Consider the following 15,997-nt stretch of genomic DNA (forward strand, 5'->3'; position numbering starts at 1 on the left):
TTTGAGGGGCGTGTGTTTATGACGTACGGGTTCAAGTCCCGTCTCGCGCACCACGAAAGAAACCTCTTTTGTCTACCAAGACTAGAGAGGTTTTTTCATGCTTTTCGAGGCAAAATAGCCCTCAATATAGGAAAATACCGCTGAAACAAGGGTTGGAACGGTCATTGAGGCCGCGCCAGCCCCTGTTTTTTGCTTTTAGGCAGTGAAATTGGCGTGTTACTTTTCGCGTTTCTTTGCGCAGCAAAGAAGTTGGCAAAACAGCACCCGACGGGATTTGAATTCGGGAAAGCACAGAGATGTCGCGGAAAAGTGACAGCAAAACCTTGTAAATCGACGGGATTTGTGCTATAATGTTTAATAATAGTTTATACCTTTTTGAAGGAATACCCTTGGAGATGGCAAATGGCACAGGAAAACTGGCTGAAATATAAGCTGCTGAAGCTCCTTGAGCTTCTTCGTCAAGAGACGGATGAGCAGAATCCCCTCTCCACAAGTCAGATTTGCAACAAGCTTGGAGATATGGGCATTTCGTGTGAGCGCAGGACGCTGACAAAAGATATCGCTGTTCTCAATGAGCTTGGTTACGAGGTCATGTGGAACTGGGTCGGTAAAGAAAAAGGGTACTATATTCGACGGATTCCGGTATAATTAACAAACACAGGAAGGAGCTGATTCCCATGCCCGACCACGGCATTTTTGAAAAAGTGGAGATATACGGAGCTGTCCCGGGCTTCATCATCCGGCACACCAGGCCGGGAAGCCAAATTGTCAAAAGCCATTGGCATCCGGAATTGGAGATCAATACAGCTTTTGAAGGCTCCTCGCGCTTTTTTATCAACGGCCGGGTGGAAGATGTGACACCTCAGCACATTGTGCTGGTCAATAGCCGGGAGGTCCACTCCTCCATCCCCTATTTCGCCACAGACGGCTTTGCCATCACCGGCATCACGCTGCAAATCAGCTACTCCTTCTTAAAAAGCCTGATCCCCAATTTCGATACATGCTATTTCGTCCTCACAGAGGAGGCTAATACGAAAATTCAATCCCTGATCCTTGCGCTTAACGAGTGGTATGAGCAGGAGGGTACTCCCTTCCTGTCAGTGCTTGTCCTCCGGCAGATCTGCGAGATTGTCTATGTCCTGCTCACCCAGTGCTGCCAGGAACGGGACCGGGCCAAAGACAGCACCTCTCAGGAGCCCTTTCGAAAGCTGGAGGGGATCCTGACTTACATTCATGACCATTACAGCGAGCCCCTGAACACCGCCCAGATGGCGCAGCAGTTTTTCTTCTCGAAAGAGTATTTCTGCCGCTTTTTCAAAAAGTATACGGGAGCCACTTTCTCCCAATACCTAGCCAAATACCGGGTTCTTCAGGCAGAGCAGCTGCTCGCTCAGACATCCAAAAAAATCTCGGAAATCGCCCTGGAAACGGGCTTTGCCGATGAAGGCAGCTTTATCCAATGTTTCCGAAAATACTATGGCTGTACCCCTAGAAATTATCGAAAAGAAATTACCCAAAATCCATTTTTTCGGCAAGATTAGTCAATTTCTCCCTAAAGAGCAGTCAATTCCGCCATATTTTCTCAACTCTCCCCGTGGTATTCTAATAGTATAGCTGCAAGCGGAGTGCGCGCACCGCCTGCCGCATTTCTTCGACTTGGAGGATTGAAAAAATGACAGAAAAGAAACAAGATAAGCTCCCTGTGTCGCAAATGATCGGCTTTGCCCTCAACGGCTGCGGATCCAGCTGCATTGCCGGCATTATGGGCGGCTTCCTCACCATCTATTTGACGGACAACCTGCTGCTTTCCATGGGCTTCATCACCGCCATGATGACCGCTGCCCGGATCATCAACGCCGTTACAGAAGGCCTGAGCGGCTTCCTCATTGACATGACTCACACCAAGATAGGTAAGGCCCGCCCCTGGATCCTGGGCACCGCTTTTTTTGTGGCCCTGCCCGTGTTCCTGATCTTTAACACCCCTACCAGCTTCAGCCCCACCGGGCGGATGATCTGGGTGTTTGTAAACTACCTGCTCCATGTAGCTGTGTTCGGCGCCGTTATCAGTGTCGCCACCGCCACCCTGCTCATCAAGATAACTTCCAACTCTGTGGAACGAGCAAAGGTCACTAACTTGGGCGGCCTTTTGGGACAGATCTCCAACTTGATCGTTAGTGCCTACGGCGTGCCGGTGCTTATGTATTTTGGCGGCTATGAAAAAGGCTACTTCGGTCTGAGCCTGATTTTCTGCTCCATTGGCTTTATCCTGCCCTTCCTCACCGGCATTATCTGCCGGGAGACCCCGGAGGTGTGGGCCGAAGCCGCTCAGCAGCTCAGCGCGGCCCGGAAGCGCCCCTCTCTGCCCGTCAAAACCCAGCTGAAGTATGTCTTTGGCTGCAAATACGCCCTCCCGCTGTTTGGTATGTTCCTCACTTACAACTTTGCCGGTATGATTTTCGGCTCTAGGGCCATCTACTTCCTGCGTGATGTACTGGGCGATGCCGGCTACATGACCCAGATCAGCTATGCAAAGCTGGTGCCTGGTATCCTCTGCTGCCTGTTTGGCATTGTACCTATTGCCAATGCCAAGCTGGGCAAGCGAAAGGTGCTTGTACTGGGTTCCTTGTTCCAGGTGGTGGGCTACGCCTTGATGATCGTCCCCAACTTGGTCTTCGTTTTGATTGGCAATGCGGTGTACGGCATTGGCAGCGCTTTCTTTGGTGTGCTGCTGGGTACCGCTACCGCCGATGTGGCTGACTACATCAACTTAAAAAACAAAACCGACCTCTCCGGCCTTTCCACCAGCATCGCCCAATTCGGCATGCGGTTTGGAATGCTCCTGGGCAGCGTGGGCGTGGCGGCTGTGCTGGCCATTGGCGGCTACAGCGGCGAAGCGGCCAACGCAGGCCTGGCCCAGTCCTCCTTCACCCGGGTGATGGAGACTGTGGGCTACGCCGTAATCCCCCTGGTGTGCAGTATTTTGCTGGTGCTGTTCAGCAGCCGGATGGATGCCGACAAAGAGGTGGCCAACATGAGAAAGGAAGGGGCGGAATAACTTGGCAGACTTATTCGACCGTTTCTACTTACCGGAGGACGTGGGCATTTCCTCTATCGACGTCGCGAACTTCCTGCAGGAGTGCGACAAGGCCCACTACAAGCTGCGCACGCTCCACATCATCCGCCACGGGAAAGCCGTGGTGGATGCCGCCCGCTATCCCTTCCGGGCCAGCGATAAGCGGCTGGTGTACTCGGTGAGCAAGACCTTCACCTCCACAGCCATTGGATTCGCCGTGCAGGAGGGTCTTGTGAATGTGAACGACCCGCTGCTGGACTATTTCCCGGAATGCAAAGACCTAGACATGGACCCCCGAGCAAGGGAGATCACCCTGCGGGACGTGCTGACCATGAGTACCGGCCATGAACGGGACACCGTAGGGGATATGTGCAACAGCGAGGGCACCCCTTGGCCGGAAATCTTCTTCACCCGGAAAATGGCTTACGCGCCGGGGGAACATTTTGTGTACAACTCCGGCGGCACCTATATGCTCTCGGAGGTCATCAGCCGGACAACGGGTAAGAGCCTGTTTCAGTGGTTGCAGGAGAAGCTCTTTGAACCCCTGGGAATCACCGACGTGTGCTGGGACGTCAACGGCAAAGTAAACACCGGTGCTTGGGGATTGCTTATCGCCCCCAGGGATCTGTGCAAGGTGGGCGTGCTCTACCTGAACAAGGGCCTATGGAATGGCCAGCGGCTCCTTTCGGAGGAGTGGATTGATGAGGCCACCGCTCCCCACGTCCCCACCCTGGGACAGGGCTGCGCCGGCTGGGGCCAGCGGTACGGCTATCAGATCTGGGAAAACAACTCCGGCAGCTACCGGGCGGACGGCGCTTTTGGTCAGTATATTATGGTGTTTCCACAAAAGGACATGGTCATCGTCACCACAGCGGAAGAAATCGACGGCACTCGGGTCTTCCCTCTGGTGGAACAATACCTGCTTGCGAACTTGACAGATCCCCAAAAGGGGCGGGATGCTTGGGCCTATGAGCATTTGCAAAAGGTACTCTGCCAATGGGAAGCCCCTGCTGTGTATGAGCCAAGCTCCTCCTATTTGCAGGCCTTGCTGCAGGACAAGACATACCTCTTAAAATCAGTAGACAGTCAGGAGCAGCACCAGCTCCGGCTGCAGCTGGCAAACAGCCGGCTGGCCATTGCCGTGGACGGCATCCAGTCTCTGGAGAGCTCCTGCGTAACGGATCGGCACGGGGAGACGACCTTTGCCATTGAGATCCCCAGCAACAGCCCCCTGCGGGGGCCGGAACAGCGCTCTCGGGCCTGGTCCTACTCTGCCCACCACACCTGGGTGGACCAGGATACCCTGCTACTCACAGTCTGCTGGCGGGAAACGGGCCATTACCAGACCTGGAAATTCCAATTCGATGGGGAGAAGCTCTTCCTGTGGGTCACCGACGGGGTGAAAGGGATGTTCCAGCTCTTTGGCGCCACCAGCGACCGGAACGTGTGCTTCCGGGACAGGGTGTTCGTCGGGGAAACGCAAAAGTGATCTTGCTTCGAGCAGGCGGCGTGAAAAGCGCTGCCTGCTTTTTTGATAACTTCTCCACTGCTGCGGTTTTATGCTATAGCTTGCTGCTCACGCTTTCTTTATCACGGTGCCCGAAAAGCAGTTGATTTTTTCCACAAAAAGTGTATACACAAAATTGAATATGGCAAGGTGATTTTTGTCCCAGCAGTCTGCGGGAAAGATAGGAGAGAATAAGGGTATGCAAGAAAATCGAGTTGCGAAAAAAGGTCAGCAAGGCCAAGGGGATAACGGCTAAGCTTGTTTCGGCAATTGTTATTAGTGTTGTCCTAACAGTGTCGGCGCTGCTTGTAGTAGTCTATTCCAGAGTGTCTGACGCACTCTTGATAAAAAGTGAAGAGCTGCTTCAAACCACTACAGGTAAGACTATCCAAGAGACCAGCGCGTGGATGAACAGGACCCTTACAATGCTGGAAACACAGCGGGATACCATCGAATACGGAGATATGGACATCCCGGAGATGGAGGCATACATCAAGCACACAGTGGACCAGAACGAAGCCTACCCCGCCGGGCTGTACGTGTGGCCCTGACGGATGGCTCCCTAGAGGCAGCCAGGGCCGGTGAAGCCGACAAGGGCTTTGCCGTGGTAGCGGAAGAGGTGCGTTCTCTTGCCAGCCGGTCTGCGGAGGCTGCCCGGGAAACAACGGTCCTGCTGGGTGAAACCGTTGGCTCTATAGATGAGGGGACCAGGGCCGCGCAGGAGACTTCGGAGTCCATGTTAGCAGTGGTTACCCATGCTGACGAGATGAGTGGGCTCATCGATAGTATTGCTGAAAACACCAGCCGCCAGGCGGAGGGCGCTGCAGAGATTGCCTATGGCATAGAGCAGATCTCAAGCGTGGTGGACAGCAACGCGGATAACGCCCAGCGCAGCGCCGCAGCTAGCGAAGAGCTGTCCGGCCAGGCGGAGATGCTGAAAAACCTGGTGGCTACCTTTAAAATAAGGGGCGCGGAAAACCGGCTGTTGTATGTCCGTTAATGCTTTTTCCACATCCACTCCAAAACCACGTGCCGAGGGTTCGAATCCTTCTGCCCCTGCCACGCCAAAAGACCTATCGGAATTTCCGATGGGTCTTTTATTTTACAAAAACAGGGATAGTTCTTGTTTTTATCGGTAAAAAGGGAGCCTGAACGCGGTTTTCATGCGCGCAGGCTCCTTTTCCGTTAGAATTTAGATATTCAGTGTTTTTGCGATGACAGTGAGCAGCTCACGGGTGTGGTCGGCGCTGTGCTCCCAGTACATGACGCCGAGCATGCCCTTTTCCTTGACGAACTCGCACTTGCGGCGGATAGCCTCGGGGGACTCGAAGCTGATGAATGTTTCGCCGTTCCAGAGATATGCGGCTTCAGCGTCCTCGTCCCAATATTCCGTGTAGTTATGCTCGCGGCGGAACTCCTCGGTGAGACCGTCGTAGTTCGGGCCGTACATACCGGCGCTGGCTTCCTGCAGGAGGCCGTTGTTGACGTTTGCGGCGCCCGTGTAATGGCGGCAGTAGAATGCTGCGCCGACGACGAGCTTATTGTACGGCACACCGGCGTTGTGGAACAGCTCGACGATGTAGCGCGTATTCGTATTGCTCGTATCGCCGCGGCTTGCACTGAGGGAGGCGTGGTGGCCGGCCTGATGCGTGAAGCCGTTGCGCATGTCGTAGGTCATGAGCTGCACGTAATCGACAATCTCGGCGACCTTGTCCATTTCGGTGTTTTCCGGGAAATAATCACCTGCGCCGACAGCGGTGGAGACGATGCGGTTCATGCCAAGGGCGTCGCGCAGAGCTTGCAGGAGCTTTGTGTAGTTCTGTTTATCGCTCGAGTCACAGTCAATCTCAGCTTGGTCGCTGCACGGGTATTCCCAGTCGATATCGATGCCATCGAGGTGATACTCCTCCACGGCTTTGCGGCAAGACTCCGCAAATGCGCGGCGGCCTTCTTCGGTACGGGACATGAGGGAGAAGCCGCCCGCGCCCCAGCCACCGACGGAAAGCACTACGCGCAGAGCGGGGTTCCAATCGCGGAACTGCGGGATGAGATCGAGATGTGTCATCTGGTGCAGATCCAAAAGGCCGTTTTCGCTGATGAGACCGAACGCAAGGTTCATGTGGGTGAGCTTCTGTACATCTTCGCGTGTAACTTCCGGCAAACCGTCGTTGACGGCGTAGCCGATCGAATAATACTTCATGAAAATTCCTCCGAAAAATTGATAGGAAAACGATTTTCCTTTTAAATTATACCACTTTTCTTTCGTAGTAGATAGTAGTAAAATAAAGAAAAGCGAGGAAACTTTATGAAGTATGATTATAACGCATTGATGAAAGAAATCTACGAAGAAGTGCGTGCGCTGGATATCCCGGTCTCGGGCAACATCGAGCCGGAGGTGCAGATCAACACGCGCGCAAAAAAACGCTACGGTCGCTGTATGCGATTACATGGCGAAAAATATGAATATCGAATCGAGGTCTCAGCGTATTTGGAGGACAAGGACGAGAATTGTGTGCGCAGTGTTTTGGCGCATGAGCTTTTGCACACGTGCCCGCGCTGCATGAATCACAAGCTCCTTTGGAAGACATACGCAGGTAAGATGAACAACGCGTATAGCTACTGCATTACGGCAACGACGAAGGAAGCACTTGTGGAGTACGAGGAGAAACCGGTGAAATATATGCTGCAATGTACAAAATGCAAAAGGCAGTTTCCGCGCATGAAACTCACGGCAGTGGTGCAGCATCCGGAGCGGTACCATTGCGGCTGCGGCGGCAAGATCATTCGTCTGTTCTGATGACGGTTCAAGTAAATTAAAAGAAACCCGCATTCTGTACCGTTAAAGGCACAGAGTGCGGGTTTTGCAAATCAATGGGGGATAGCAAAAGGGAGACCTTCCGACGAAAATCTCCCTTGTACGCTGATATTAGATCTGCACGATCAGTCGCTGCTGAAGGGCAGGAGAGCGAGGTGACGAGCACGCTTGATAGCGACTGTCAGGCCACGCTGATGATGTGCACAAGTTCCCGTAACTCTTCTGGGGAGGATCTTGCCTCTTTCAGAAATAAAACGGCGAAGCTTGGCAACATCCTTGTAATCGATGTAATCCGCTTTGTCAACGCAGAAGCTGCATACTTTTCTGCGGCCCTTGCGACCACCGCGGCGATTATCTCTCTCCGGTCTGTCTGCCATTGCGAAAGCCTCCTTATCTTAGTCGTTGTTAGATCATCAGAACGGCAGGTCGTCGTCCCCGATGATCTCCTCGAAATCTCCGCTGTTACCACTTGAATAGGTGGGAGCGGGTTCGCTGTAAGCCGGGCGCTGCATTTCATTTCCGGCTGCGCTGTTACTTCCGTAATTATTGCCGTAAGACGGGGCGGAGGGGGCACCGTAATTTGCGCCGCTGTCACTGCGTTTGGAATCCGCAAAATTGACATCGTTCGCAACAATCTCAGTCGCCTTGCGCTTATTGCCGTCCTTATCTGTATATGTGCGTGTCTGAATGGAACCGTGAACCGCCATCATCTGGCCCTTGCGGAAGTATTTGCATACAAAATCCGCGGTGCTGCGCCAAGCGACAACATCAATGAAATCAGCCTGACGTTCTGTGCCGGACTTAACATAGGAGCGGTCTACCGCCAGCGTGAAGCTGGTAACGGCAACATCGCTCGGGGTGTGGAGAAGCTCAGGATCGGCAACCAGTCTGCCCATAACAACTGCAACATTCAACATAGGTAACAACTCTCTTTCGTTTTAAAAAACTTACTCAGCAGCGGACTCGTTTGCTTCGACAGCCTCGGCTGCGACAGCCTCAACGTCGATCGGCTTCGGCTCAGCGGCTTTACGCGGCTTTGCAGCAGCGGTTGCAAAACGGGGATCTTTCTTCACGATGATGGAACGGAGAACGCCGTCAGTGATCTTATAGCGTCTGTCCAGCTCAGCGGTGAAGTCCGGCGTGCTCTCGAAGTTTACGAGGGTGTAGTAGCCTTCGGTTTCCTTGTTGATCGGATACGCGAGTCTTCTCTTACCCCACTCGTCAACGCTCTCGACAGTGCCGTGCTTTGCAATCAATGCCTTGAACTTTTCGACCAGCTCTGCATTACCTTCCTCACCGAGCTTTGCGGAGAGAACGATAACGGTCTCGTACTTGTTCTTTACTACCTCTGTCATGGTTTGCACCTCCTTTTGGACTTTGGCCCCGTACTTTTAAACGGAGCAAGGATTGTCATTTGTGTTACACAAAACGCATAAGCACAAACTAACAAAAGTATTATAACATAAAAATCCGCAAAGTCAAGAAAAATCTTGGAACTCGGCGGATTTTTGGAAAATCAAATTCGATATAGGCACTTTGTAAAGTTGACTGACTTTACAAAGTGAATGGACTTTACATACGTGTAACGTGAATCAACTTTACATTTAAAGTGTTTTGGCAAGCTCTTTAAGGTAGGCGCGGAAGCTTTCGCCAATCTCGGGGTGCTTTAAGGCGACCTCTACCTGTGCCTGCATGACGCCGAGCTTATTGCCCATATCGTAGCGCTTGCCGGTGAAATCGACGGCGATCATGCTTTCGGTGCGGGCAAGCTCACACATGGCATCGGTGAGCTGAATTTCGCCGCCGGCGCCGGGTGCGGTGTGGGCGAGAATGTCAAAAATCTGCGGCGGCAATACGCAGCGGCCGAGGATGGAGTAAAGCGACATAATCTTATCCTTACTCGGCTTTTCGATCATATCGGTGCAGGTGAACCAGTTATCGTGCAAAGGCTCTACCTTGAGGGAGGAGTAGCGCTGAATGGCTTCTTCGCTGACCTCTTTCACGCCGACGACACCCTTGCCGGTCTCGTTATAAGCGCGGATGAGCTGGCCACAGGCGGGATCTTCGCCGAGGATGACGTCATCGCCGTAGAGAACGGCAAATGGCTCATCGCCGACAAATGCTTTGGCACAGGAGATGGCGTGGCCGAGACCTCGCGTCTCTTTCTGGCGGATGTAGGTGATGTTTGCAAAGTGCGCAAGGTTCACAACTTCATCGTACACTTCTTTTTTGCCGCTTGCGAGCAGACGCTCCTCAAGCTCCGGGGCGCGGTCGAAATGATCTTCCATGATGGATTTGCCGCGGTTTGTGATGATGAGAATATCCGTAATGCCGGCGCGGACCGCTTCCTCCACAATAAACTGGATAGCGGGCTTATCCACAATGGGCAGCATTTCCTTGGGCATCGCTTTCGATGCCGGGAGCACGCGTGTGCCGAGACCTGCTGCGGGGATGACGGCTTTTCTGACGGTTTTCATAAATCAATACCTCCAAATATACTTCCTATTTTCCAAAGGGGTTCTATTCTTAAACGACATTACCGCGTGAAGCCGTAAGCGGTAATGTCGCTTTTAAGCTGGAATCAAGTCAAAAAGAGCGGGATCCAACGCAGGATCATGTAGCAGGCGAGCAGGCAGAACGTTACGACAACGTTCACGCCGCCGCGTGCGGTGTATTCTGCGGAAAGGTCGGTTTCCGTATTGCTGACGCTTTTAATCTCCTGCACGGTGTGGACACAGTGATTTAAATACATGCGGTTTGCGCGCACGCCGACGAAGATCATAATGCCGAGCATCAGGGCGCTGCACAAAAGCGGCAGGCAGAACAAAAGATACTGTGAGGGGTTATCCATCAAGTACTGCGAAAGCAGGTTTGCAAGCTGCACGTAGCTGAGATCCGATGAAGACACGCCGGCGTTATCGATGACGTGCGTCGTGATGGGGTTGACGACGAAACACGAGAGCATCAGGTTCGCGATATATAAAAGGAACATGATTGTCGTTGTGATGATGCCCGCCTTGTACTGCTTGCGATACAGGAGCCAGCCGCCGGAGAACAGGAACGCGCTGAAATTGAACTTGCTGCGCCCGAAAGACTTAATATTGCGGAACACGGAAAGGTAATACGCCGTATTCTGCTGCACGACCTTGCTGACGTCGCCGTAGGTGACGTTATCCGCAACAAATTCCGCGGGATTTGCACCGCCCATGGGGTCGAACGCGAACGGCACGCCGCCAAAGCCGCGGCTCTGATAGTTTGCGTTGTTTTGCGGCGGGGGATAACTGCCGTACGGGTTATTGTAATTGTTATAGCCGTTCGGATTGTTCGCGTTATTCGGATTTTGCTGCGTGTTGTAGCCCGTGTTGCGGTGTTCATCCGGCGCGCCGGTGAGGGAAGTGCCGCAGATGTTGCAGAACAGCGCGCTGTGGGCGTTTAAGGTGCCGCAGTTCGGGCATTCCTTGTCTTTAAGCTCACTGGCCGTGTTCGGCGCGTCCGGCGGAACAGGCGGCGCCCAAGTCTTGCCGCTTTCATGCAGATCTGTGAAAATGCACACACCTTTTTCTTTATAGCAGCCTCTGTGGTACGGTGCACCGCAGACCGGGCAAACGACGATATCGTCATTTTCCGTAAACGGCTTGTCGCACACGGGACACTTGATGCCTTTGTAGTCCAAAACAGAACCTCCAAAATTCGGTTGGCAATATTCGAAAGACGGTCAGAATACTGCCAGAATTATTTTCTTATTCATATAATACTACAAAATGCCCGCAATCGCAATGCAAAGCGTGCAAATTTTCAGACTGTTAATAATTCAGCGAGGAAACGAAGTAAAACTTCAAGAAAGGCTAATATAAAGATTTCAGCGAAACCGTGCGTTTTCCCGCATTTTTTCTATTTACAAACGGCGGGTTATCTATTATAATAAACAGAGATTTGCGCACATTTAAGCTGAACGCCGCCGTGAAATGTTTGAAGGCGGGTTTGGACGGATATTTTTGAAAGGTAACGAAAACGTATGCTGCAATATGAAGTATTAAAACATGAACTGAATGAAAAGCAGGCGGCGCTGGATGAATTGAAGGACGCGCTGGGCCTTGAAAGACTGCGTGAAGAAGTGGAGATGCTGGAAAACAAGGCGGCGGAGCCGGGCTTTTACGACAACATGGAATCTGCACAGAAGATTTTGCAGAAGACTGCTGCGTTAAAGCAGAAGGACGAGACGTATCTGAACCTTGTTTCCCGCTGCGAAGATACGCTGACGCTCATTGAAATGGGCAATGAGGAAGAAGACCTTTCTCTTTTGCCGGAGGCACAGGAGGAAGTGGAGGCCATCGGCAAAGTGATTGAGACGATGCGTCTGACAACGCTTCTCACCGGCGAATATGACAGTAAGAACGCGATTTTGACGTTCCATGCGGGTTCCGGCGGCACGGAGGCACAGGACTGGGCCGAGATGCTGTTCCGTATGTACAACCGTTGGGGTGAGCGTCACGGCTTTAAGGTTTCTACGCTCGATTACCTTGAGGGCGACGAAGCGGGCCTGAAGAGCGCTTCCATCCTTGTCGAGGGCGAAAATGCGTATGGCTTTTTGAAGAGTGAAGCGGGCGTTCACCGTTTGGTGCGCGTCTCGCCGTTCGATTCCGCAGGCCGCCGCCACACCTCATTCTCCTCTCTGGAGGTTATGCCGGAGATTGACGAGGACCTCAGCGTGGAAATCAACCCGGACGATATTAAGATGGAAGTGTACCGTGCGAGCGGTGCGGGCGGACAGAAGGTCAACAAGACCTCTTCGGCCGTGCGTTTGATCCACATTCCGACGGGCATTGTCGTTTCCTGTCAGGTGGAACGCAGCCAGTACCAGAACCGCGACGTGGCTATGAAAATGCTTATCTCTAAGCTCGTTGAGATCAAGGAACGTGAACACCTTGAAAAAATCTCCGACATTAAGGGCGAGCAGAAGGAGATCACGTGGGGCAGCCAGATTCGCTCCTATGTCTTCATGCCGTACACGCTCGTAAAGGATCACCGCACGGGCTGCGAAAAGGGCAACATCAGCGCGGTGATGGACGGCGACCTTGATGATTTCATCACTGCGTATCTGAAGGCGCTCAGCCAGGGTACGCTCGGCGAGAACATCGAATAAATTTAGATTTTGTAAATTTGGGCAGCGTCTTTTGCAGGCGCTGCTCTTTTTTGCAGAATTTTTGCAGAGATATATGTTTTTTTACGAAAGAAGACCTTTCTTTTTTCGGACAAGTGTGGTAAACTTAATCACGGTATCGCAAAAAACGATTTGTGCGTGCCGTATGGATCCGGCCAAAATTTTTATTACACATTGGCCGAACGACCGCTGACTCTCGCTTCAAAACTCATGAGCGGGAAAAACGCAGCCCCACGCATAACGCGTGTGATCGCTGAATCATGCAGATGGCATGGTAGAAAGGATGGTACTACATGAGTACAAACAACACGAAAGCATTTGAAACGTATGAATCCGAAGTTCGCTCTTACTGCCGTAACTTCCCGACGGTCTTCGTCAAGGCGAAGGGCTCTATCCAGACGGATGAGAACGGCAAGGAGTATATCGACTTCTTTTGCGGCTCCGGCGCGCTGAACTACGGGCATAACAACCCGTACATCAAAGAGAAGGTCGTTGAATATTTGCAAAACGACGGCGTGATGCACGCGCTTGACATGTACACAAAACCGAAGCGCGAATTCATCGAATATTTTGAAAATGAAGTCATTCGCCCACGCGGCTTTGACTATAAAATTCAGTTTGTAGGCCCGACCGGCACAAACGCGGTGGAAGCGGCCTTGAAGCTGGCTCGCAAGGTAAAGAAGCGCAACAATGTCTTTGCACTGATGGGTGCGTTCCACGGCATGACGCTGGGTTCTTTAGCGCTGACAACGAATGCGGACTCCCGCAAGGGTGCAGGCGTGCCGCTTTACAACGTGACGCACATTCCGGCACCGTATATGTTCCCGGAGCTCGACACCGTAGCGTATATGGAACGCCTGATCACAGACGACCACTCCGGCGTGGAGAAACCGGCGGCGATCATTTTGGAAACGACGCAGGCGGACGGCGGCATTTATGTGCTGCCCGATGAGTGGCTGCGCCGCGTGCGCGCACTGTGCGACAAGTACGACATTTTGATGATTGTCGATGACGTGCAGGTGGGTGCTTCCCGTACCGGTTGGTTCTTCTCGTTTGAGCGCGCAGGCATCACGCCGGACATTGTGACGCTCTCGAAGTCCATCGGCGGCTATGGCATGCCGTTTGCGCTGACGCTGTTGCGCCCGGAGCTTGACCAGTGGAAGCCGGGCGAGCACAACGGCACATTCCGCGGCTATCAGCTGTCTTTGGTCGCAGCGAAAGCGGGCCTGGAATTCATGCTGAACGAGCACGTGGAAGACGCGGTTCGTGAACGTGCGCCGTTTGTGGAGAAGTTCCTCAAGGAGAACATTGAGACGATTGACAGCCGCATCACGACACGCGGCATCGGTTTGCTGTGGGGCGTGGATTTTGGCGCGTTTGAGGGCGATGTTGCGAAGGCAGTCATTCACAAGGCGTTTGAAAACGGCCTCATCGTGGAGCGTGTAGGCCGCCGTGATTCCGTTGTGAAGATCATGCCGGAGCTGAAGGTGCCGATGGATACGCTGGAAAAGGGCCTCAATATTCTGGCGAAGTCCATTCGTGAGGTTGTTGGCGAGCTGAAATAACTTAAAATTTGTCTCAAAGATAGAGATCGGGCTTTGTGCGCGGTCTCTTTTTGCATAGATTACATTTTGCTGTGCAGGATAAACAAAAACTACTTGCAAAATGTGCAAAGCGGTGGTATGATAAGCGCAAATAGATTTTGGAAAGGAAGCGTATTGTTGTGCAGAAATTCAGTGAACTTCCGTACACCCGACCGGACATTGCGGCGGCAGTGGAGGAATATAAGCGGTACAGCGAGGCATTTAAGGCAGCAAAGACCTTTGAGGAAGCGAAAAAGGTGTTTTTAGACGCTGAAAAGCTCGACACGCACTTGTCTACGATTGCGTCGCTTTGCAGCATCCGCAACACGATGAACACGACAGATGAATTCTACGAAGCGGAAATGGCGTACCTGAACGAAAATCTGCCGAACCTGATCCCGGCGGAGAAAGCAATGAAGGAAGACATTGTGAACGGCCCGTTCCGTGCGGACTTTGAAAAGGAATACGGCGCGCATTTCATCGCGGTTTTGGAAAACGACCTCAAGACGCAGGACGAGCGCATTATCCCGGAGCTTGTGAAAGAATCGGAGCTTTCCGTGGAGTATTCCAAGGCTGCGGCTTCCTGCAAGGTGGATTTTCGCGGCGAGACCTGCAATTTCTACGGTCTTTTAAAACATATGGAGAGCACCGACCGCGAGGAGCGCAAAGAAGCGTTTGAAAAGTGGGCGAACCTTTACGAGGGCGTTTCCGACAAGCTCGATGAGTTGTACGATAAGCTCATCGAAGTGCGTGTAGAGATGGCGAAGAAGCTCGGCTATGACAATTACACCGAGCTTGCGTACCGCAATATGGGCAGACTGGACTACACGCCCGAGCACGTGGAGAAGTTCCGCGAGCAGATCCGCACGGTTATCACGCCGGCGGTGGACCGCATGCGCAAGGCGCAGGCAAAGCGCCTCGGTTTGGATTCCGTCAAATACTACGATGAGAGTTTGACATTTGCAGGCGGCAACGCAGATCCTATCGGCGGCAAAGATTATATGGTGGGGCAGGCGACCGAAATGTACGGCGCGCTCTCGCCCGAAACAAAGGAATTCTTCGACTTCATGACGAAGTACGAGCTGTTTGACCTTGAGACGCGCCCGGGCAAGCACCTTGGCGGCTACTGCACATCTTTGCCGGAATACAAAGCACCGTTCATTTTTTCGAACTTTAACGGTACTTCTGCAGACGTGGACGTTTTGACGCATGAGGCTGGCCACGCGTTCCAGGCATATCTCGGCGAGCGTTTGATTCCGATCGGCGTTTTGCAGGGCTCTACGAGCGAGGTGTGCGAGATCCACTCGATGTCGATGGAGTTTTTCACCTACCCGTGGATGGATAAATTCTTCGGCGACCGCGCGGACGAATACCGTTATGCACATTTGTGCGACGCACTGGCCGTTATCCCGTACATGGCGTGCGTGGATGAGTTCCAGCACGAGGTATATAAGAATCCGAAGATGACGGCGAAGGAACGCCGCGGTGTGTGGCGCAGTATTGAGAAAAAATATATGCCGTGGCGCGATTATGACGGCAACGCATTCTTGGAAAACGGTGGTTTTTGGATGCAGAAGCAGCACATTTTCCTCTACCCGTTCTATTATATCGATTACGCGCTGGCGCAGATCTGCACATTCTTCTTCTATGACGAGATGAAGAAAGACCGCGAGAGCGCTTGGGCACGTTATTTGAAGCTGTGCAAAGCGGGTGGCACGCTGGGCTATTTCGATCTGCTGCATTATGTCGGCATTCCGGTGCCGTTTGAAGATGGCGCGGTGGAGAAAGCCGTGCGCGGCGTGATTGAAGAGATTGAATCCGCGAAGTATTAAAATAAATTATAAAAGCCGAACGGCGG

General features: G+C 52.6%; 15 protein-coding genes and 1 pseudogene. 10 read left to right on the forward strand and 6 right to left on the reverse strand.

Going from position 1 to position 15,997, the window contains the following annotated elements; all coding sequences use genetic code 11:
• The first annotated feature begins 402 nt into the window (after nt 1–402).
• The 6 genes from ACLTX1_RS04190 to ACLTX1_RS04215 all read left to right on the forward strand — a co-directional run bounded on the left by ACLTX1_RS04190 (nt 403) and on the right by ACLTX1_RS04215 (nt 5,580).
• Nucleotides 403–648: a hypothetical protein gene (locus ACLTX1_RS04190; protein ID WP_308448469.1), complete on the forward strand. Its 246-nt coding sequence runs from the start codon at nt 403–405 to the stop codon at nt 646–648.
• Nucleotides 649–677: 29 nt separating this feature from the next.
• Complete coding sequence (locus ACLTX1_RS04195; protein WP_308448468.1) at nt 678–1,541, forward strand: AraC family transcriptional regulator; 864 nt, start codon at nt 678–680, stop codon at nt 1,539–1,541.
• 131 nt (nt 1,542–1,672) lie between these two features.
• Entirely contained in the window at nt 1,673–3,055 is a 1,383-nt protein-coding gene (locus ACLTX1_RS04200; protein WP_412330518.1) for an MFS transporter, read from the forward strand.
• 1 nt (nt 3,056) lies between these two features.
• On the forward strand, nt 3,057–4,562 hold the full coding sequence (locus ACLTX1_RS04205; RefSeq protein WP_308448466.1) for a serine hydrolase: 1,506 nt from the start codon (nt 3,057–3,059) through the stop codon (nt 4,560–4,562).
• Nucleotides 4,563–5,005: 443 nt separating this feature from the next.
• On the forward strand, nt 5,006–5,131 hold the full coding sequence (locus ACLTX1_RS04210; protein ID WP_308448465.1) for a hypothetical protein: 126 nt from the start codon (nt 5,006–5,008) through the stop codon (nt 5,129–5,131).
• Nucleotides 5,122–5,580 carry a methyl-accepting chemotaxis protein gene (locus ACLTX1_RS04215; RefSeq protein ID WP_308448464.1) on the forward strand — a complete coding sequence of 153 codons (459 nt, stop codon included), beginning with the start codon at nt 5,122–5,124 and terminating at the stop codon, nt 5,578–5,580. Before ACLTX1_RS04210 ends, ACLTX1_RS04215 begins: the two co-directional genes overlap by 10 nt.
• A 192-nt stretch (nt 5,581–5,772) precedes the next feature.
• Here ACLTX1_RS04215 and ACLTX1_RS04220 read toward each other — a convergent pair whose 3' ends face one another.
• Nucleotides 5,773–6,780: a glycoside hydrolase family 18 protein gene (locus ACLTX1_RS04220; RefSeq protein WP_308448463.1), complete on the reverse strand. Its 1,008-nt coding sequence runs from the start codon at nt 6,778–6,780 to the stop codon at nt 5,773–5,775.
• A 105-nt stretch (nt 6,781–6,885) separates the two neighbouring features.
• On the opposite strand from ACLTX1_RS04220, the gene ACLTX1_RS04225 reads away from it, so the two are divergent.
• A complete protein-coding gene (locus ACLTX1_RS04225; protein ID WP_308448462.1) occupies nt 6,886–7,377 on the forward strand; it encodes a sprT domain-containing protein in 492 nt (163 codons plus the stop codon).
• Nucleotides 7,378–7,520: 143 nt separating this feature from the next.
• Here ACLTX1_RS04225 and rpsR read toward each other — a convergent pair whose 3' ends face one another.
• The 5 genes and pseudogenes from rpsR to ACLTX1_RS04250 all read right to left on the reverse strand — a co-directional run bounded on the left by rpsR (nt 7,521) and on the right by ACLTX1_RS04250 (nt 11,068).
• On the reverse strand, nt 7,521–7,772 hold the full coding sequence (gene rpsR / locus ACLTX1_RS04230; RefSeq protein ID WP_176820518.1) for a 30S ribosomal protein S18: 252 nt from the start codon (nt 7,770–7,772) through the stop codon (nt 7,521–7,523).
• 36 nt (nt 7,773–7,808) lie between these two features.
• Complete coding sequence (locus tag ACLTX1_RS04235; protein ID WP_412330519.1) at nt 7,809–8,312, reverse strand: single-stranded DNA-binding protein; 504 nt, start codon at nt 8,310–8,312, stop codon at nt 7,809–7,811.
• A 144-nt stretch (nt 8,313–8,456) separates the two neighbouring features.
• Nucleotides 8,457–8,750, reverse strand: a pseudogene (gene rpsF / locus ACLTX1_RS04240) (30S ribosomal protein S6); the annotation flags it as partial.
• 249 nt (nt 8,751–8,999) lie between these two features.
• Nucleotides 9,000–9,872 (reverse strand): UTP--glucose-1-phosphate uridylyltransferase GalU, encoded by an 873-nt coding sequence (gene galU / locus ACLTX1_RS04245; RefSeq protein ID WP_308448461.1) that lies wholly within the window; start codon nt 9,870–9,872, stop codon nt 9,000–9,002.
• A 104-nt stretch (nt 9,873–9,976) separates the two neighbouring features.
• Nucleotides 9,977–11,068 carry an RING finger protein gene (locus tag ACLTX1_RS04250; RefSeq protein WP_308448460.1) on the reverse strand — a complete coding sequence of 364 codons (1,092 nt, stop codon included), beginning with the start codon at nt 11,066–11,068 and terminating at the stop codon, nt 9,977–9,979.
• 342 nt (nt 11,069–11,410) lie between these two features.
• Between ACLTX1_RS04250 and prfB the strand changes: the two genes are divergently transcribed.
• The 3 genes from prfB to ACLTX1_RS04265 all read left to right on the forward strand — a co-directional run bounded on the left by prfB (nt 11,411) and on the right by ACLTX1_RS04265 (nt 15,971).
• Entirely contained in the window at nt 11,411–12,538 is a 1,128-nt protein-coding gene (gene prfB, locus ACLTX1_RS04255; RefSeq protein ID WP_308448459.1) for a peptide chain release factor 2, read from the forward strand.
• 311 nt (nt 12,539–12,849) lie between these two features.
• Complete coding sequence (gene ectB / locus ACLTX1_RS04260; RefSeq protein WP_176820524.1) at nt 12,850–14,121, forward strand: diaminobutyrate--2-oxoglutarate transaminase; 1,272 nt, start codon at nt 12,850–12,852, stop codon at nt 14,119–14,121.
• Nucleotides 14,122–14,279: 158 nt separating this feature from the next.
• A complete protein-coding gene (locus ACLTX1_RS04265; RefSeq protein ID WP_308448458.1) occupies nt 14,280–15,971 on the forward strand; it encodes a M3 family oligoendopeptidase in 1,692 nt (563 codons plus the stop codon).
• Nucleotides 15,972–15,997: the final 26 nt, after the last annotated feature.

This window comes from Hominenteromicrobium sp. (assembly GCF_046974225.1).
Lineage (GTDB): Bacteria > Bacillota > Clostridia > Oscillospirales > Acutalibacteraceae > Hominenteromicrobium > Hominenteromicrobium mulieris.